This window comes from Paenibacillus sp. FSL H8-0168, from assembly GCF_038592955.1.
GTDB lineage: Bacteria > Bacillota > Bacilli > Paenibacillales > Paenibacillaceae > Paenibacillus > Paenibacillus polymyxa_B.
On record NZ_CP151948.1, the window covers coordinates 2,549,114 to 2,568,447 of the forward strand.

Sequence of the window (19,334 nt, forward strand, 5' to 3'; positions counted from 1 at the left end):
AAAGGTTACAAAAATGTATTGTTTTGACACCTTGTACCAACATAAACCTGAAAGTACAATTAGAATGCAAAGAGTTCGTGGAAGTTTATGTCGAAAAAAATGGAAAAGATTCGGGGAATGAACCGAAAGGGGAGAGATTCATCTATGAAGCAAAAAGCGGCTGCCGTGCTGCTTGTATTGTCCTTATCATCAGGCTTGGCCTCCACTATACAGGCTGAGAGTTTATCAGGAAATGTAGCATCAAGTACGTCGGTTAGTCCATCTACTGCGGCTACATCGAAGACATCATCCATAACGGGTCAGGCTTTACCTACATTGACACTCAAGCAGGCCGCGGAATGGGCACAAACGAACAGTTACAATACGCGTACCGCTGAACGGGATGTAGAGCGTCGCAGAATGGAACTGAAAAATGCAGAAAAGGATCTGGGCAATTCACCTGTCGACTTTATAGACAATGAGTATGTTGATGATGAAACGTCATGGAGAAATTACAGTTCCTCGACGCTATCTTATCTAGCCAGCAAAAAGCAGGCGCAGTTCGCCAAAGACCAGATTTATTTTAATGTGATGAAAAGCTATCAAAGTGTGTTCGTGGCAGAGAATCAAGTGAAAAATGATCTAGAAGCGCTTGAAATCGCCCAAGCGGAGGAAAAGATTGCACTTGCCAAATTTGCGCGCGGTAAGCTGTCTGAGTATGCGAAAAACGAGAGTACACAGGCCAGAAGCCAGGCTCAGCAAACAGTAGAGCAGGGGAAAATTGCGTTGCAAAAATCCAGGGATGCTCTGAACTTCCTCATGGGACAGCCTAATGGAACAGCTTATGAATTGGTTGATCGGCCCGTGTACAAGGAACCGAAGAAGCTGGATATCGAAATACATATACAACAGCTGACAGACATGAATCCGAATTTATGGAAGCTGGAGGATAGTATCAAAACTTCGGAGCTCAATGTGAGATACTTCGATTTTAACAGCGGCGCAGGTGCTTACGATCTAGCTAAAATGGATGTCGATACAGCCAAAGAGGAGCTCGCCAAAGGTCAAAAGGATTTTGCCGAATCAATCCGCAATTTGTATGCCACGGTTAAGGAAAACCAAAAGAAATACGTACAACTGGAAGAAAGCTTGCGTACGGCAAAAGAGGCCTTGGAGTTATCACGCAAAAAGTGGGCCAGAGGTCTAATTATCGAGACGGAGTTGAAAAATAATCAGCTAAAAGTGAACCAGATTGAACGGCAAATGGAAGAGCTGGCGATCGAGTTGGATCAAAATGAGTATACGTTGAACAAGCCATGGAGCACATAGGGAGGAAAAGGCGTTGGCAGAAACGGTTTTAAATGATGCTTTAATCAAGTTACGGAAAAAACGGAGAAAAAAGTGGATATGGACTGCAATTGTTCTACTGGTTGTAGGTGGAGGCGGAGCGGCAGTATATCTGAATCTGCCCAAGGAGCAGGAGGCACCTTTAGTTCAGGATGAGACGCTTAAAGTAGAGCGCGGCGATGTGAGTGAGAAGCTGGACACGTCCGGCACTGTGCAAGCGTCCAAGGAAGTGAAGTTAAACTTCACGAGTGCAGGTGATAATAAGCTGGCAGCGGTAAATGTGAAAGCCGGGGACAAGGTGAAAAAAGGACAGGTGCTGGCTCTTCTGGACAGTTCAGAAATTAAAATGCAAATTCAGACTGCGTCTGATACTTTGGAAATATCCAAAGCCAAGCTGGCTGAATTGGAAAAAGGTCCGAAGGCAGAGGACATTGAAATTCAGAAGACAAATGTACTTCGGGCCAAAATGGCTATCGATACAGCGCAAGAATCATTTGAATTGGAAGAAGCCGAAAGTCAGAAGAAAACTTCCCAAAAGCAGTTGGAACAGGCGCGAAAGGCATATGAAGACCAAAAGTTTTTACATGATGCCGGGGCGGTGTCCAACAGTGAATTGGAGCAGGCAGAGCAAGCACTGGATAAAGCACAGACGGACTATGATGGTCTGGATCTGCAGTTCCGCAAAATCATGTCGCAAAAACGTCGCACCATTTCAGAAGCTGAAATCGGATATCGTACGGCAATGGCAGAGCTTCGCAAAATTCAGGTTCCTGCTGATGCATCCAATATTCAAGCCTCACGGATAGAGGTTCGAAGACAGGCGACGGAACTGGAGCAGAAGAAAAATGAATTGAACAAGCTTCAGGTCACAGCACCTTGGGACGGAGTGATCTTGAAGGTGAACGGGGATGTGGGGACCAGTCCGACCGCTCCATTCATTGTCATGAATAACTCGGATTCCAACGATCTTAAGGTAGTTGTAAAGGTAAGTCAGACCGACATTGTCAAAGTAAAGAAGGGTCTTTCAGCCGTGTTGACTACCAATGCCTATCCGGGTGAATCTTTTCCAGGGAAGGTGCAATTCGTCTCACCGGAAGCCTCTACGGATGAAGGGATGACGACGTATCTGATGGAACTGTCTGTCCATGACCCGAAAGGCAAGCTCAAAACGGGCATGATTATGAATGTGGCCGTTATTTTGGGAGTACACAAAAATGTACTGTTCGTACCTGCGACTGCGCTGAGATCCGAAGGGGGACAGGATGGCGTGTATGTTGCCGCCAATAACGCTGCGAATCCAGGGGCGCGCACATTCAAGCCCGTAGAACTCGGATTTTATACGCCAGATCGAGTCGAACTCAAGTCAGGTGTAAAGGAGGGTGACACGCTTATTGTGCCTGCTCCTGAACCTCCGCCGGATCCTTCCGCTATGGGCGGCATGCAGGGAGGCTTTTAAACGGGGATGAGATACGTCATTCAGATTGAGGATTTGAAAAAAGTGTACCAGGTCGGAGATCAGGAAATTCATGCCCTGCGTGAGGTACAACTTAATATTGCTGACGGTGATTTTGTTGCGATCATGGGACCGTCTGGATCAGGCAAGTCCACGATGATGAATGTCATCGGCTGTCTGGATTTACCTACATCGGGACAATTTTATTTGGATGGCTATTCGATATTAGATGCCCGCGAGGATGAACTGGCTATTATACGTAATCAGAAAATCGGATTTGTATTTCAAAAATTCCATTTGCTCCCGCGAGCAACGGCTTTGGAGAATGTGGAACTGCCTATGATCTATGCGGGTATTTCTGCCAAGGAGCGTCGTTTGCGGGCAATGGAAGCCCTCACTAGCGTAGGTCTAGGCGATCGGATGAACAATAGGCCGAACGAATTGTCAGGCGGTCAGCAGCAGCGGGTATCCATTGCGCGCGCACTTGTGAACAATCCGGTTATTCTCTTGGCGGATGAACCGACAGGCGCATTGGACTCCAAAACTAGCGTTGAAATAATGGGGATTTTTCAGCGTCTGAATGATCAGGGGAAAACGGTTGTATTGGTTACTCATGATCAGGAAATTGCGGAATACGCCAAGCGTCTGATTCATTTTCGAGATGGGCGGATTGAAGAGGATCAGCCTGTTGGGAAACGAAGAATGGCGGCAGAGGAAGTGAAGGCATGAAGTTTAAGGAAATTATCCGTGTATCGCTCAACAGTTTGCGTACCAATATGCTGCGATCTTTGCTGACCATGGTGGGCATTATTATCGGAGTAGCCGCTGTGATTATGATTGTAGCCATCGGTAAAGGATCAACGGCTACGATTACATCTCAGATCAACAGTATGGGAAATAATCTGCTGATGATCTATCCTTATGCTCCATATGATGGGTCCAGCTCCATGTCGTTCAGTCAGACGAAAGGAATATCTCTGGAAGATATCGATGCGCTAGAGCAGCAAAAAGCAGTAGCAGAGGTAGCACCAAGTGCCATGACCAATGCAGATATTACGTGGAGCCGCAATAAGGTCAGCGGGCAAATTGAGGGAACTTCGCTGGCATTTGTCCATGTGAGAAAGCTGTCGCTAGCTCAAGGTAGGTCCTTTACACACTATGAAGTGGATAAACGAATGAATGTGGCTGTGCTTGGGAGTGATGCGGCCCGTAATATTTTTGGTCCGGATGCCTCCAGAGCGGTCGGTGAGACGATCATGATCAAACAGCTTCCTTTTAAGGTGGTTGGTGTGCTGGCAAATTCCAATTCCAATATGAGTAACAGTGGTCAGCAGGTATATGTACCGATTACAACGGGGATGGAACGGCTAGGCAATATGAGTATTCAGCAGGTGAACGCCTCCGCAACAACAGAGGAGAAGATCAGTCAGGCAAGTGCTGAAATTCGGCAGGTGTTACGTGTCAGACATGAGCTAAAGCCATCAGAGGGTGATGATTTTCAGATTATGACCCAGACGGAAATCTTAAAAACGGTGTCCGGGGTTGATCGTATTATGAATATGTTGCTGGCCGGTGTAGCTGCAATTGCGCTTGGCGTTGGTGGTGTCGGCATTATGAATATTATGCTGGTGTCCGTCACGGAACGCACAAGGGAGATCGGGATTCGCAAAGCGATTGGTGCGCAGCGCAGTGATATAATGCTGCAGTTTGTGGCTGAGGCTGTTTTTCTCAGTCTGATGGGTGGACTGGTTGGCGTAATGGTGGGTCTCGGAGGTGCAAAGCTGCTCGAGAAATTCGTCCAAATGCCGATTGTGTATTCGATAGAGCCCGTGCTGTACTCTTTTCTGTGCTGTATGGCAGTCGGGGTGTTATTCGGAGTATATCCGGCGCGGAAGGCGTCGAAGCTACGTCCGATTGATGCTTTAAGATACGAATAAGGGAGCGGGTACTTCGCCTTACTCGAAAGAGCAGGGTGTAAGTACCCGTTTTTTGTGTGTAATAAGTGTTTTAAATGATGAAAAGACATGAATAAACACTTTAGTTTTATATATATGATGTTTTATATGATTTTTAAGGTTGATTTATTGTTATATATGACGTATTATATTCAATATCAGATTGAAAGAAAAAAGGAGGGACGTTCATCATCGACCTTACGGCAAGACAAGTAGAAATTTTAAACATTGTACAAAAGCATGCCCCGATTACCGGGGATCAGATTGCGGAAATGCTTAATCTCAGCAAGGCGACCATTCGGACCGACTTATCCAAATTGGGCATTCTGAATTACATAGATGCAAAGCCCAAGGTCGGATATTTTGTTGGAAAGCGGGGCACGCCGAACCGGGAGGAAAAATTCCGGCTGTTGCAAATGAAGGTCGGCGATCTTCATGGGGTTCCAGTCATCGTACGTGAAACAACAACGATTCAGGAAGCTGTCGTGGCTCTCTTTTTGGAAAATGTGAGCAATTTGATCGTCACCGATGAAGACGGAGATTTGGCAGGGGTAGCTTCCCGCAAGGATTTGCTTAAGGTAACGTTAGGGAATCCCAATGCAGCAACCATTCCTGTCAGCCTTGTGATGACCCGACAGGCGAATGTTGTCACCGTTTCCCCAGAGGATACGGTATTAGAGGCAGCGCGCAAAATTATTGCCCGTCAAATCGACAGCCTGCCTGTCGTCGTCCCTTCCGACTCCGACAAGCAAGGGGAGCACTGGAAAGTCGTGGGACGCATTACAAAAACGAATATTATTAAAATGTTGCTCGATATGGTAGCAGAGGATTAATGGGAGGAATCGAATGGTTCAGGCGAGCAGTCATTTTATAGCGATCTGTTCAGACTCAATTGGCGAAACGGCAGAAGCTGTCGTACAGGCGACCATGCGCCAATTTGAGTTACCAGACACAGAGATCAAAAGATTTATGAACGTGAGGGATGAAGACGAGCTGAGCCGGGTGATGGAGGAAGTTGCCGAGCGTAAAGGCTTTGTAGCTTATACGCTGGTACAGCCGGAATTGAGAGAGGCGATGAAAGAGGAGGCTGTCCGGCTGAATGTGCGGGCTGTCGACATTATGGGGCCGATGATGCAGGCGTTTGCCGATACGTTCCATGACGATCCCAAAGAGAAGCCTGGTCTGCTGCATCGACTGGACGACAACTATTTTCGCCGTGTAGAGGCCTTGGATTTTGCGGTTCAATACGATGATGGCAAAGATGTGAGCGCCATTCTTAAAGCGGATATTGTATTGCTTGGGGTATCCCGTATTTCCAAAACCCCTTTATCCATGTTTCTCGCGCATAAAGGTTATAAAACGGTCAACATACCGGTTGTACCGGAGCTGACACCCCCTGTTCAGTTGAAAGATGTTCAGCGTGGTCGAGTGTTCGGATTAACGATCGAGCCAGAGTTACTGTTAAAAATACGCAGTGAGCGACTAAAGGTTATGGGGCTCCCTAATAATGTGCAGTATGCTACAGCGACGAGGGTGGAAGAGGAAATAGCGTATGCGCAGTCTTTGTTTAAAGAGCTGAATTGTCCGGTTATTGATGTTACAGATAAGGCGATTGAAGAGACGGCAGGTTTGATTATCAGAATGTTATAGAGCCTAGTAGCTGCTCATATAACTAAAAATTAAAATCGTAGGATACAGGAGTTTAATAGATAAATAGAAAGATTGCAGCAAAGCTACCCTAAATAATTCATTTGCTTAAGGGTAACTATTATTTTTAGAAGAGGTGGAGGGATAGGTATGGAGAGTCAAATGGCTTTGGAATTCGTTCGGGTAACAGAGGCAGCGGCACTGCAATCAGCACAATGGACAGGGCGTGGAGATAAGAATAGCGCGGACGAGGCGGCTACGGTAGCCATCCGCACTCATTTTAATGCGGTATCCATGGACGGCACGGTCGTCATTGGCGAAGGCGAAATGGATGAGGCTCCCATGCTGTATATCGGAGAAAGAGTAGGCAATCGTAGAGGACCGGCTATGGACATCGCTGTCGATCCACTAGAGGGAACCGAAACAGTAGCAAATGGTTTGAATAACGCTCTGTCGGTCATTGCTGCTGCACCTCGTGGTAGTCTACTCCACGCTCCAGATATGTACATGCAAAAAATGGCCGTTGGCCCAGCATTGGCTGGAAAGCTGTCACTTGAGGACCCAATCCCAACTACATTGTCAAAAGCTGCACGAGTACTCGGTAAATCCTTGTCTGATCTTACCGTGTCCATTCTGGATCGTACACGGCACGCCGGGATCATCCAGCTTCTGCGGGAAAGCGGCGTTCGAATCAAATTGCTTGGCCATGGGGATGTGATGGGCGCGATTGAAACATGCCTGGATAGCGGTGTAGATTTGCATATCGGTTCTGGTGGCGCTCCTGAGGGTGTATTGGCCGCTGCAGCGCTGAAATGCATGGGCGGAGAAATTCAGGGTCGTCTGCTGCCTCATGGTGAAGAAGAGATTGAGCGTTGCAAACGTATGGGCATTACTGACCCCGGTGCGTTGCTTACCATGGATGATATGGTCGGACGCCAAGGCGTGATGTTTGTGGCTACAGGTGTGACACCTGGAGAGTGGTTGCAGGGGGTTCGTTCTCTTCCCGGTCACAGAGCGGAAACTCATTCAGTCGTAATGCACTCGGAAACAAAAACGATTCGCTTTGTTCGGAGTATTCATCATACAGCTGATTCTTCCGGCACGCTTGCGGTAGCGGCATCCTCTTGAATATTGAAGTCATGGCTTCCTAAATCTGTTTCCACAGTAAGCAAAAGGTTCTTCTTCGCCTTGCATCGTCGAGAGGTGAACTCAAAGCAGGAGTTGCGTATGCTGTAAACACAATACGGAGATTAAGTTTATCGTTTAACAAACGAGGAACGATAGTTCAATAAAACAGCGGTATCTAGGACTCGTCTAAAGATACCGCTGTTTTTCATATTTCGGGATCAATCTAACTGTCATAGAGCAGATGAAGTTATCAACTCTTGGAATACACATCGAGTAACCTCACTTTCATTGAGTGACGTAAGCATAATTGTTTTTGCCATAACTAATTGACAAAGCAAATCCTCATGTAAAATTAGAATAACACAGATTTAAGTAATACTTCCGCCTATTGGCATTATGAATTACTTTGGTGTTTATCTATAGTTGTCTATTAAAAGGAATTAATTGCAAGTAGAATTAATTTGGTATACGTGTTAAATTACTAGTCCAGCCGATAAAACAAGATCAAAGATTTTTAATAAGTTTGAACAAGCTGGAAATTTTTACATGTATACTTAATTGCTTTAAATTGATATATTGTTAATCCAGCCCGAAAATGATTATTAAAAATATGGGTTGGATGAATCGCCTGGAATTATTTACAGGTTGAACAAATTAGACGAAAATGTTATATTATTATTCTGGCTCAAACAAAGCCGTATGAAAATTTGATCTTTGAAAACTGAACAACGAGTGAGTATGGATTTTGTTTACAAAATCCAACGCAGAAATTTTGGTACATGCCATTAGGCTGTATGAAATGGAAGCGAAAATGAGATGTTTTATCTCGTCAGTTTCAACATGAGCTTATCGCTCTTTCTATAAACCAACTTCGGTTGGTCTTTAATGGAGAGTTTGATCCTGGCTCAGGACGAACGCTGGCGGCGTGCCTAATACATGCAAGTCGAGCGGGGTTGTGTAGAAGCTTGCTTCTACACAACCTAGCGGCGGACGGGTGAGTAACACGTAGGCAACCTGCCCACAAGACAGGGATAACTACCGGAAACGGTAGCTAATACCCGATACATCCTTTTCCTGCATGGGAGAAGGAGGAAAGACGGAGCAATCTGTCACTTGTGGATGGGCCTGCGGCGCATTAGCTAGTTGGTGGGGTAAAGGCCTACCAAGGCGACGATGCGTAGCCGACCTGAGAGGGTGATCGGCCACACTGGGACTGAGACACGGCCCAGACTCCTACGGGAGGCAGCAGTAGGGAATCTTCCGCAATGGGCGAAAGCCTGACGGAGCAACGCCGCGTGAGTGATGAAGGTTTTCGGATCGTAAAGCTCTGTTGCCAGGGAAGAACGTCTTGTAGAGTAACTGCTACAAGAGTGACGGTACCTGAGAAGAAAGCCCCGGCTAACTACGTGCCAGCAGCCGCGGTAATACGTAGGGGGCAAGCGTTGTCCGGAATTATTGGGCGTAAAGCGCGCGCAGGCGGCTCTTTAAGTCTGGTGTTTAATCCCGAGGCTCAACTTCGGGTCGCACTGGAAACTGGGGAGCTTGAGTGCAGAAGAGGAGAGTGGAATTCCACGTGTAGCGGTGAAATGCGTAGAGATGTGGAGGAACACCAGTGGCGAAGGCGACTCTCTGGGCTGTAACTGACGCTGAGGCGCGAAAGCGTGGGGAGCAAACAGGATTAGATACCCTGGTAGTCCACGCCGTAAACGATGAATGCTAGGTGTTAGGGGTTTCGATACCCTTGGTGCCGAAGTTAACACATTAAGCATTCCGCCTGGGGAGTACGGTCGCAAGACTGAAACTCAAAGGAATTGACGGGGACCCGCACAAGCAGTGGAGTATGTGGTTTAATTCGAAGCAACGCGAAGAACCTTACCAGGTCTTGACATCCCTCTGACCGGTCTAGAGATAGACCTTTCCTTCGGGACAGAGGAGACAGGTGGTGCATGGTTGTCGTCAGCTCGTGTCGTGAGATGTTGGGTTAAGTCCCGCAACGAGCGCAACCCTTATGCTTAGTTGCCAGCAGGTCAAGCTGGGCACTCTAAGCAGACTGCCGGTGACAAACCGGAGGAAGGTGGGGATGACGTCAAATCATCATGCCCCTTATGACCTGGGCTACACACGTACTACAATGGCCGGTACAACGGGAAGCGAAATCGCGAGGTGGAGCCAATCCTAGAAAAGCCGGTCTCAGTTCGGATTGTAGGCTGCAACTCGCCTACATGAAGTCGGAATTGCTAGTAATCGCGGATCAGCATGCCGCGGTGAATACGTTCCCGGGTCTTGTACACACCGCCCGTCACACCACGAGAGTTTACAACACCCGAAGTCGGTGGGGTAACCCGCAAGGGAGCCAGCCGCCGAAGGTGGGGTAGATGATTGGGGTGAAGTCGTAACAAGGTAGCCGTATCGGAAGGTGCGGCTGGATCACCTCCTTTCTATGGAGAATCGTTTCCTGCAATGGAAACATTCAAATCAGCAGGTACAACGTACCTGCAACTGGATATTCAATTCGGTTCATCACGTTCGTGTGAATGAAATGAATATCCTTAACTTACTCACTCGTTGCTCAGTTTTGAGAGTTCAAACTCTCACATCAGATTTCCAAAATATACTTGTATTCAAGTGTTGAGGAATTTGATATGATGTTTTTCCGGGGTTAAAGCCGGAGAGAATATTGCACCTTGAAAACTGGATACCGAAACGAAATTGCGTTTTAGAATATTCCTTTAAGCTGATCTTGTGTAAACAAGTGAAATAAAGGTAGCAGGTAAGGAAAGATCTTTTGCCTTTGGCAAAAATCATTCTTTATCGAACATCGACATTTTCTTTCTTTGAAAGAAAAGTCTAGGTTAAGCTACAAAGAGCACACGGAGGATGCCTAGGCGCCAGGAGCCGACGAAGGACGTGGCGAACAACGATAAAGCCTCGGGGAGCTGTAAGCAAGCTTTGATCCGGGGATGTCCGAATGGGGAAACCCGGCTGTCTTCATCGACAGTCACTTTCTGCTGAATACATAGGCAGAATAGAGGCAGACCAGGGGAACTGAAACATCTAAGTACCCTGAGGAAGAGAAAACAATAGTGATTCCGTCAGTAGCGGCGAGCGAACGCGGATTAGCCCAAACCAAGGAGCTTGCTCCTTGGGGTTGTGGGACGTCTCACATGGAGTTACAAAGGAACCGGTTAGATGAAGAGGTCTGGAAAGGCCCGCCAGAGAAGGTAAAAGCCCTGTAGTTCAAAACTTGTTCTCTCCGAGACGGATCCCGAGTAGTGCGGGGCACGTGAAACCCCGTATGAATCCGGCAGGACCATCTGCCAAGGCTAAATACTCCCTGGCGACCGATAGTGAAGCAGTACCGTGAGGGAAAGGTGAAAAGCACCCCGGAAGGGGAGTGAAATAGATCCTGAAACCGTGTGCTTACAAGAAGTCAGAGCCCTATTTATGGGTGATGGCGTGCCTTTTGTAGAATGAACCGGCGAGTTACGTTCCCGTGCAAGGTTAAGGTGAAGAGCTGAAGCCGCAGCGAAAGCGAGTCTGAATAGGGCGAATGAGTACGTGGACGTAGACCCGAAACCGGGTGATCTACCCCTGTCCAGGGTGAAGGTGCGGTAACACGCACTGGAGGCCCGAACCCACGCATGTTGAAAAATGCGGGGATGAGGTGGGGGTAGCGGAGAAATTCCAATCGAACCCGGAGATAGCTGGTTCTCCCCGAAATAGCTTTAGGGCTAGCCTCGGAAAGAAGAATCGTGGAGGTAGAGCACTGATTGGGTGCGGGGCCCGCAAGGGTTACCAAGCTCAGTCAAACTCCGAATGCCATAGATTTAGTTCCGGGAGTCAGACAGTGAGTGCTAAGATCCATTGTCGAAAGGGAAACAGCCCAGACCATCAGCTAAGGTCCCCAAGTGTGTGTTAAGTGGGAAAGGATGTGGAGTTGCACAGACAACCAGGATGTTGGCTTAGAAGCAGCCACCATTGAAAGAGTGCGTAATAGCTCACTGGTCGAGTGACTCTGCGCCGAAAATGTAACGGGGCTAAACACACCACCGAAGCTATGGCTTGATGCTTGCATCAGGGGTAGGGGAGCGTTGAATGCGGGTTGAAGGTGTACCGTAAGGAGCGCTGGACTGCATTCAAGTGAGAATGCCGGTATGAGTAACGAAAAGATCTGTGAGAATCAGATCCGCCGAAAGCCTAAGGGTTCCTGAGGAAGGTTCGTCCGCTCAGGGTAAGTCGGGACCTAAGGCGAGGCCGATAGGCGTAGTCGAAGGACAACAGGTCGAAATTCCTGTACCACCGTAATCCGTTATGAGCGATGGGGTGACGCAGTAGGGTAGTGACGCGGACTGATGGATGTCCGTCTAAGCAGTGAGGCTGATGTGTAGGCAAATCCGCACATCGTTAAGGCTGGGCTGTGATGGGGAGCGAAAATTGTAGTAGCGAAGGTCATGATCTCAGACTGCCAAGAAAAGCCTCTAGCCAGGAGAAGGTGCCCGTACCGCAAACCGACACAGGTAGGCGAGAAGAGAATTCTAAGGCGCGCGGAAGAACTCTCGTTAAGGAACTCGGCAAAATGACCCCGTAACTTCGGGAGAAGGGGTGCCTCGGTAGGGTGAATAGCCCGAGGGGGCCGCAGTGAAAAGGCCCAAGCGACTGTTTAGCAAAAACACAGGTCTGTGCGAAGCCGCAAGGCGAAGTATACGGGCTGACGCCTGCCCGGTGCTGGAAGGTTAAGGGGAGTGGTAAGCCTTCGGGCGAAGCTATGAACCGAAGCCCCAGTAAACGGCGGCCGTAACTATAACGGTCCTAAGGTAGCGAAATTCCTTGTCAGGTAAATTCTGACCCGCACGAATGGCGTAACGACTTGGGCGCTGTCTCAACGAGAGATCCGGTGAAATTTTAATACCTGTGAAGATGCAGGTTACCCGCGACAAGACGGAAAGACCCCATGGAGCTTTACTGCAGCTTGATATTGAATTTGGGTACGATCTGTACAGGATAGGTGGGAGCCGTAGAATCTTGAGCGCCAGCTTGAGAGGAGGCATCCTTGGGATACCACCCTGATCGTATCTAGGTTCTAACTTGGTACCGTGATCCGGTGCGAGGACAGTGTCAGGTGGGCAGTTTGACTGGGGCGGTCGCCTCCTAAAGAGTAACGGAGGCGCCCCAAGGTTCCCTCAGAATGGTTGGAAATCATTCGAAGAGTGCAAAGGCAGAAGGGAGCTTGACTGCGAGACCTACAAGTCGAGCAGGGACGAAAGTCGGGCTTAGTGATCCGGTGGTACCGCATGGAAGGGCCATCGCTCAACGGATAAAAGCTACCCTGGGGATAACAGGCTTATCTCCCCCAAGAGTCCACATCGACGGGGAGGTTTGGCACCTCGATGTCGGCTCATCGCATCCTGGGGCTGAAGTAGGTCCCAAGGGTTGGGCTGTTCGCCCATTAAAGCGGTACGCGAGCTGGGTTCAGAACGTCGTGAGACAGTTCGGTCCCTATCTGTCGTGGGCGTAGGAAATTTGAGAGGAGCTGTCCTTAGTACGAGAGGACCGGGATGGACGTACCGCTGGTGTACCAGTTGTTCCGCCAGGAGCACCGCTGGGTAGCTATGTACGGAAGGGATAAGCGCTGAAAGCATCTAAGCGTGAAGCCCCCCTCAAGATGAGATTTCCCAGTATGTAAGACCCCTTGAAGACGACGAGGTAGATAGGTTGGGGGTGGAAGTGCAGTAATGCATGGAGCTGACCAATACTAATCGGTCGAGGGCTTATCCTAAGAATAAAACGCAATGAGTTTCGGATCCAGTTTTCAGGGTGTAACCTTGAAGGTATGTAGAAATACATACAACAAGCGCATGGCTATTCATTCTCACGATAAGTGATGAACTGAATAACCGTACGGTAGAATTTACGATGTAAATTCATGTTTGGTGGCGATAGCGGAGGGGTTCCACACGTACCCATCCCGAACACGACCGTTAAGCCCTCCAGCGCCGTTGGTACTTGGACCGCAGGGTCCTGGGAGAGTAGGACGTCGCCAAGCAAGATTAAAGAGCACACCCTTAATGGGCTGTGCTCTTTTTGTATACCATAAGGCTTTCGCGTTTTGGAAAATATACAAGAAACCCATACATATACTCCATTCCACTAAATTAATATGATTGGGGGATAACTACAATAAAGCTTACAACACTCTGCATATCGACCGATAGTGAAGTCAAACATAATGAAATTTATAAAGCAGCAAGTCTCCAACAACAGGGAGCCTTGCTGTTTGCCGTTACTGTTTTTTGAGGGGGAAGATTAAAAGTAAGGCTATAAATTTCTAGAGAACAGGTACTTTTGAAGCGAGATAGAAACGTTTCTATTAGAGTTTGAAAAGAAAATTCATAGCTTTGGGAGAGAAAAACTCAATCCGAACTGAATTTTTTAGACGAAGAGTCAGAAAAAAATATGCAAAATATGGTCCTTCAGGACTATGAAATAACAATATTTATTACAAAATTAAAGAGTTATTAATTTTGGTTTATGTGAGCTTGATATAAATTAAATCCATTATTTAGGATGTTAAAGAGAGTTGCGGAAAAAGGCGGAATTTGTCGGATGATATCAGGTTGAATTTGTTACATTTATGTTAATGGCATGTAAAGATAAAATTGTTGTAGGATAAGGGGGTGGAGCTTCAATGTAAATCATAATGAGTTTAGTTTTACAAAATTCGTGAAAACCTAAAATTTCGTTTCAAACTAAATTAACAGATCATGATTGACAGATAACTAATACAAAAACTGAAATTGTTGCTTTTGAATTTTGGAAACAAATAACATAATATGGATTTTGTTTTATTTTTATGAGCTCTATCAATTTAGCCCTTTTGTCCCATGCCAAGTGGTTTTAAAGTTTGTATATTTAAAAACAGTTAGAAAGTGTTGGAATAAAAAAAGAGATATAAGGATTTACTGTAAAATTATGAAATGCATAGAGGATGGAGGAATTCATATGACGACTCGATCGCAATCTTGGTTCGCGAAAACAGAGGTCCAACTGACTGCGAAGCTCCAACTATTTTGCTTCCCCTACGCCGGTGGTGGTGCTTACATATTTAACTCTTGGAAGTCTAGGTTTGCGCCTGACATTACCGTGTTGCCTATACAACTTCCAGGACGTGAAAGCCGTTCAACAGAAGCTCCAATGGATACTCTTCAAGATATCGTTCAATCGTTGGTTCCCGCAATGGCTCCATACATGCATAAGCCGTTCGCTTTTTTTGGGCACAGTATGGGGGCACTGATTGCATTTGAAACAGCACGACAGTTGTACAGCAAAACTGGAAAGCTACCTGTGCATATCATTATATCTGGTAAATCCGCACCACATCTTCCATACTCCAAAAAACGACTCCATGATTTAGCAGACGATTCTTTCACAGAAGAGCTTCGTTTAATGCAGGGAACCCCTGAAGAGGTGCTGCAAAATGCAGAATTGATGCAAATTATTATGCCTCGTCTGCGTGCAGATTTTAAGGTATGTGAAACTTATGTTTATCAGCCGGGAAATCCACTGGTATGCCCGATGACCGTTTTAGGCGGAATGAAGGATTTTGAGGTTAGCACAGAGTCACTCCATGCCTGGCAACAACATACGACATCACCTATGGATGTTCGGATGTTCGAAGGTAATCACTTTTTCATCCATGAACAAGAACAAGAGGTTATGAGCGCAGTCGAGAACATTCTTTCTACATCCTCGCCGATGGCCCACGCAGCGGCATCTCATACAGCTTACAACACAAGCACCCTACAACCACGATTCAGACAGAGTTGAATGTCCCACACATCACGATACACTTCCTTATTACCATCTCAGCAACAATCAACAACCAGCCCACACCAAGATGCAAATTCCAGCATAGTTCAAAATCGCATTTTATTCTGCACGGATACTCATGCATCCAAACCCAGAGTTTATCTCATCGACGTCCACAGCCAATATAAAAAGTTCGCACTGATAAAGTGTGGGCAACGAAAAGAGGGATGCCCTTGTTTCGATTAAATTCTGCTTTTCGGAGACTCATACGTTATGTAAGACCGTACAATCTATGGGTTTTCATAACGGTGATCGCCTCCTTGTGTTTGGCAGCTATTGACATTGTTTTGGGTAAGGCCATTGAGCAAATGGCACAGGGGACATTCTCCTCTACCCAGAACATGATCTATCTGGTTGTTGGTATGACGCTAATTGGAATGCCCTGTAAGTTTGTGATGAGGTACGCTTCAGCGCGATTTAGTGTTAGTGCTCTGCGCGACTTGAGAGGCGATCTCGTACATAAGTTTTGCGATTTACCGGTTTCCAGCGTGGAAAGGAAATTTACCGGAGATTTGGTATCCCGTCTAACCAATAATACGGCAGTATTACAGAACTTTTTTATCCAGCAGTTTTCCAATCTGTTTTATTTACCGCTTGTGTTTACGGCATCACTCATATTGCTTTTACTGACAAGCTGGAAACTGATATTGGCAAGTATTGCGCTCATGCCAATAGGAATGATCATAACATCACTAATGAGCAAGCCGATTGAAAAATATTCTGCGGATCTTCAGGAGAAAATTGCTCATTTGAACGCTGTGGGGCAAGATGCAATCGGAGGAATCCCTATCGTCAAGGCATTCAATATGCAAGCTGTGCTGTTGAAGAAGTATATGGTGATTATGGAGGAGGTCGTCAAGCGCGGCTTACGGCTAGAAAAGCGCTATGCAGCCATTACTCCGGTAGGTGTGATGATGCTGGCAACACCAATTATTTTGGTCATTGTATACGGAGGATACCTGATACAACAAGGAGAGCTGAATGCTGGAGGCATTGTACTTTTTTTATACCTGATTTCGTTCATATTGCAGCCGATTGCCATGCTGCCGACGATCATTTCGCAAATGAAGGAAGCGGGTGGAGCCGCAAAGCATTTGTTTGAGGTACTGGATTGGCAGAATGAACGTCAGGATGGCGAAATGACCTTGGTAGATCAGAAGCGAGAGAATGAGGCGCCTCATTTGAAAGACGATGCAAATGGGGAAGCCAACCGAATGAGTGAAGGCGGAGCAGAAAGTGATGATGACGTTGATAGTGTTGCTGTAGTCAGCTTTGAGCATTTGACCTTTGGCTACGATGAAGGGAACACAGTGCTGAAGGATATTAGCTTCCAGGCAGGGCAAGGGGATATGGTGGCGATTGTCGGTGCCAGCGGTGGAGGTAAAAGCACGATTTTCAAGCTACTTTGCGGATTTAATGAACCTGGAGAGCATGCTGGAACCATTCAACTATTTGGAAAGAGTTTGACAGATTGGAATTTAACAAGCCTGCGCAGTCATATTTCGATGGTATCTCAGGAGCCGTCGCTTTTTCCGGCCACTATTGCAGAAAATATCGGATATGGACGTTTGGAGGCGACTCGGGAAGAAATTGTCGAGGCGGCGAAAGCGGCACATGCGCATGATTTTATTGTTCAACTTCCCGAGGGCTATGAAACCCTGTTGAGCGAGCGGGGAGGCGGATTGTCTGGCGGTCAAAAACAGCGTATTTCCATAGCAAGAGCATTACTGAAAAATGCTCCGCTGCTTCTATTGGACGAGCCGACTTCAGCACTCGATAGTCAGTCGGAGGCTCAGGTGCAGAATGCGATGAATGCGGTAATGCAAAACCGGACGGTACTGGTCATTGCTCATCGACTGTCAACCGTACGTCAGGCGAACCGCATTATTGTACTCGATCAGGGGAGCATTGTGGAATCGGGTTCTCATGAGGAATTACTAGGTCGTGATGGTGTGTACCGAAAGCTGTATTTGAAAAATTTTGAAGAAGAACAGCATACGGCGGAAAACGGTAATTCGTTGCCTGAGGAAAGGGGTGAGCGTCGTGACCTTCAAACAGGGGTTTTATGAATTTAAGCAGTTGATATCCCTGATGAAGCCGCACCGAAAATGGTATTTTACCGGGCTGGTTGGCAATAGTCTGACCAATGCCAGCATCACGATTTTACTTTCTTTTGTGGTGCATTATTTGCTGAATTTCGCGGTTAATGGCGATGTACAGGAGCTATACCGAGCGGTCTATTTGGTCAGTGGTACATTTTTGGCATTAAGTCTTATTTCCCCCCTGTGCAGCTATATGTATAAACGGTGTGTAAAGCTGGCGATTGCCGATGTACGAATGAAACTATTTGGCCACATTGTTAAGCTATCGTACGATAAAGCCGAAAAACACCATTCGGGTGATCTTGTATCCCGTATGACGAATGATGTACAGGCGCTGGAGCAGGCTTACACCGTTCATATCCGCTCGATTATACTGGAAATTTCGCTTTTCTTGGGCTCGTTGGTCATTTTGATGGTTCTGGATTGGCGATTTGGGATTATGGCGGTTTTACTTGGGCTGGCTTCAGCCTGGATAAATGCTCATTTCGCAAAGAAAATGCGAAAGACGAGTGAAGAGTTACAGGGACGGATGAGCAGGTTCACGGAACGATTGAGTGATTTGCTTTCCGGTTTGCAGACGGTGAAGTTGTTTGGATTGAGGACAAAGGTAGGTGGACTATGTAACGATGCAAGCGAGGACATAAACCGTATCAGCATCCGGCAGGGACGTCATATGGGCTTGCAGGATATGTGCAATTTTGTCATAGAGTTCATTACGCTGGGCGGTGTGCTTGTCGCCGGATTGATTCTGGTATCGCAGAAGCAAATGGAACTGGGGGTATTGGGACAGATTGTGCAGCTGCAAACCGGTATTTCAACGGTGTTTTTGGAGCTAGGGGCGGCTGTAACACTGTTACAAAACTCCTTGGCAGGCTTGGCGCGTATTCGCGAAATTCTGGATGAGTCGAAGGAAGAGGAGCAGTTCCCCGCGGCTAAAAAGAAGGGACCGCTGACTATGCTTATCGATCCCGAGACGGCAGTTTTATCAGCCCGTGAATCTGGGGAATTCTATGGCGATGTTGAGACCTTGCGTTCAGACCATGCCATTGAACAGACTCCGGCTGCGCTGGAGCTGCACGACATCACCTTTTGCTATCAGCCTGACCATCCAACGCTGCAAAGGTTAAACTTGGTTGTGCCAGAAGGACAGGTAACCGCGCTTGTCGGCCCGAGTGGTGGCGGCAAAAGCACAGTCATGAAGCTGTTGTTGGGATTTTACCCACCGGACGAAGGTGTGCTGCGGGTTCGTGGTCGCTTGGCAGAAGAATTTCCGTTGGATGAGGTCAGGGATTTGATGGCCTATGTACCACAGGAGGCTACGCTGTTCCACGGTACAGTAGCGGATAATATCCGTTTTGGCTCACCGACTGCCACGGATGAGGAAGTAGAGGCTGCGGCCAAAACAGCCTATGCCAGCGGCTTCATAGGCGAGCTGCCAGAGGGGTACGACACGATTGTCGGTGAACGCGGAGCCAATTTGTCCGGCGGTCAAAGACAGCGGATCGCAATTGCCCGTGCTTTGCTCAAAAATGCACCGATTTTGCTGTTGGATGAAGCGACCTCGGCTTTGGATGCAGAATCGGAGTATGAAGTCCAGCAGGGCTTAAATGAGCTGATGAAGGATCGTACGACATTAGTTATTGCCCATCGATTGTCTACGATTGAACGGGCGGATACGATCTGTGTCCTTGCCGATGGCGAACTGAAAGAGCAGGGTACCCACGATCAGCTCCTTGCCGAGGGAGGTCATTATGCAGAGCTGTATGAGCTTCAATTTCGAAAGCATCCCGAGGAACAAACCGCATAAATATGCGAATTTCCTTTTTACCAATATCTATTTTGCGAGGAGAGAAACGG

General features: G+C 47.3%; 10 protein-coding genes and 3 rRNA genes. All 13 read left to right on the forward strand.

Annotated elements, in window-relative coordinates; genetic code table 11:
• The first annotated feature begins 144 nt into the window (after positions 1-144).
• The 13 genes from MHI21_RS11975 to MHI21_RS12035 all read left to right on the forward strand — a co-directional run bounded on the left by MHI21_RS11975 (position 145) and on the right by MHI21_RS12035 (position 19,284).
• The gene (locus MHI21_RS11975; protein WP_165175383.1) at positions 145-1,308 is read left to right on the forward strand and encodes a TolC family protein; all 1,164 of its coding nucleotides are present in this window, start codon (positions 145-147) and stop codon (positions 1,306-1,308) included.
• A 13-nt stretch (positions 1,309-1,321) separates the two neighbouring features.
• A complete protein-coding gene (locus MHI21_RS11980) occupies positions 1,322-2,782 on the forward strand; it encodes an efflux RND transporter periplasmic adaptor subunit (RefSeq protein WP_061832085.1) in 1,461 nt (486 codons plus the stop codon).
• A 6-nt stretch (positions 2,783-2,788) separates the two neighbouring features.
• Positions 2,789-3,508, forward strand: a complete 720-nt coding sequence (locus MHI21_RS11985) for an ABC transporter ATP-binding protein (protein WP_341161574.1) — start codon at positions 2,789-2,791, stop codon at positions 3,506-3,508.
• A complete protein-coding gene (locus tag MHI21_RS11990; RefSeq protein ID WP_165175377.1) occupies positions 3,505-4,716 on the forward strand; it encodes an ABC transporter permease in 1,212 nt (403 codons plus the stop codon). The genes MHI21_RS11985 and MHI21_RS11990 overlap by 4 nt, the downstream gene beginning before the upstream one ends.
• Positions 4,717-4,952: 236 nt before the next feature.
• The gene (locus MHI21_RS11995) at positions 4,953-5,567 is read left to right on the forward strand and encodes a helix-turn-helix transcriptional regulator (RefSeq protein WP_238794854.1); all 615 of its coding nucleotides are present in this window, start codon (positions 4,953-4,955) and stop codon (positions 5,565-5,567) included.
• A 13-nt stretch (positions 5,568-5,580) separates the two neighbouring features.
• A complete protein-coding gene (locus MHI21_RS12000) occupies positions 5,581-6,384 on the forward strand; it encodes a pyruvate, water dikinase regulatory protein (RefSeq protein WP_069291845.1) in 804 nt (267 codons plus the stop codon).
• A gap of 147 nt (positions 6,385-6,531) precedes the next feature.
• Entirely contained in the window at positions 6,532-7,509 is a 978-nt protein-coding gene (glpX, locus tag MHI21_RS12005; protein ID WP_342420072.1) for a class II fructose-bisphosphatase, read from the forward strand.
• A gap of 882 nt (positions 7,510-8,391) precedes the next feature.
• Positions 8,392-9,947 (forward strand): 16S ribosomal RNA (locus tag MHI21_RS12010).
• Between the two features lie 412 nt (positions 9,948-10,359).
• Positions 10,360-13,285 (forward strand): 23S ribosomal RNA (locus tag MHI21_RS12015).
• Positions 13,286-13,435: 150 nt separating this feature from the next.
• Positions 13,436-13,552: ribosomal RNA gene (gene rrf / locus MHI21_RS12020) — 5S ribosomal RNA — on the forward strand.
• Together the 16S, 23S and 5S rRNA genes form the textbook arrangement of a ribosomal RNA operon.
• A gap of 956 nt (positions 13,553-14,508) precedes the next feature.
• Positions 14,509-15,333 (forward strand): alpha/beta fold hydrolase, encoded by an 825-nt coding sequence (locus MHI21_RS12025; protein WP_341161572.1) that lies wholly within the window; start codon positions 14,509-14,511, stop codon positions 15,331-15,333.
• A gap of 215 nt (positions 15,334-15,548) precedes the next feature.
• Positions 15,549-17,444 (forward strand): ABC transporter ATP-binding protein, encoded by a 1,896-nt coding sequence (locus MHI21_RS12030; protein WP_342420073.1) that lies wholly within the window; start codon positions 15,549-15,551, stop codon positions 17,442-17,444.
• Positions 17,419-19,284 carry an ABC transporter ATP-binding protein gene (locus MHI21_RS12035; protein ID WP_342420074.1) on the forward strand — a complete coding sequence of 622 codons (1,866 nt, stop codon included), beginning with the start codon at positions 17,419-17,421 and terminating at the stop codon, positions 19,282-19,284. The genes MHI21_RS12030 and MHI21_RS12035 overlap by 26 nt, the downstream gene beginning before the upstream one ends.
• Positions 19,285-19,334: the final 50 nt, after the last annotated feature.

What these genes read in the sequence shown, in the direction of transcription:
- MHI21_RS11975 (WP_165175383.1), top strand. Translation starts at nt 145, where the DNA reads ATGAAGCAAAAAGCGGCTGCCGTGCTGCTTGTATTGTCCTTATCATCA.
- MHI21_RS11985 (WP_341161574.1), top strand. Translation starts at nt 2,789, where the DNA reads ATGAGATACGTCATTCAGATTGAGGATTTGAAAAAAGTGTACCAGGTC.
- MHI21_RS11990 (WP_165175377.1), top strand. Translation starts at nt 3,505, where the DNA reads ATGAAGTTTAAGGAAATTATCCGTGTATCGCTCAACAGTTTGCGTACC.
- MHI21_RS12000 (WP_069291845.1), top strand. Translation starts at nt 5,581, where the DNA reads ATGGTTCAGGCGAGCAGTCATTTTATAGCGATCTGTTCAGACTCAATT.
- glpX (WP_342420072.1), top strand. Translation starts at nt 6,532, where the DNA reads ATGGAGAGTCAAATGGCTTTGGAATTCGTTCGGGTAACAGAGGCAGCG.
- MHI21_RS12025 (WP_341161572.1), top strand. Translation starts at nt 14,509, where the DNA reads ATGACGACTCGATCGCAATCTTGGTTCGCGAAAACAGAGGTCCAACTG.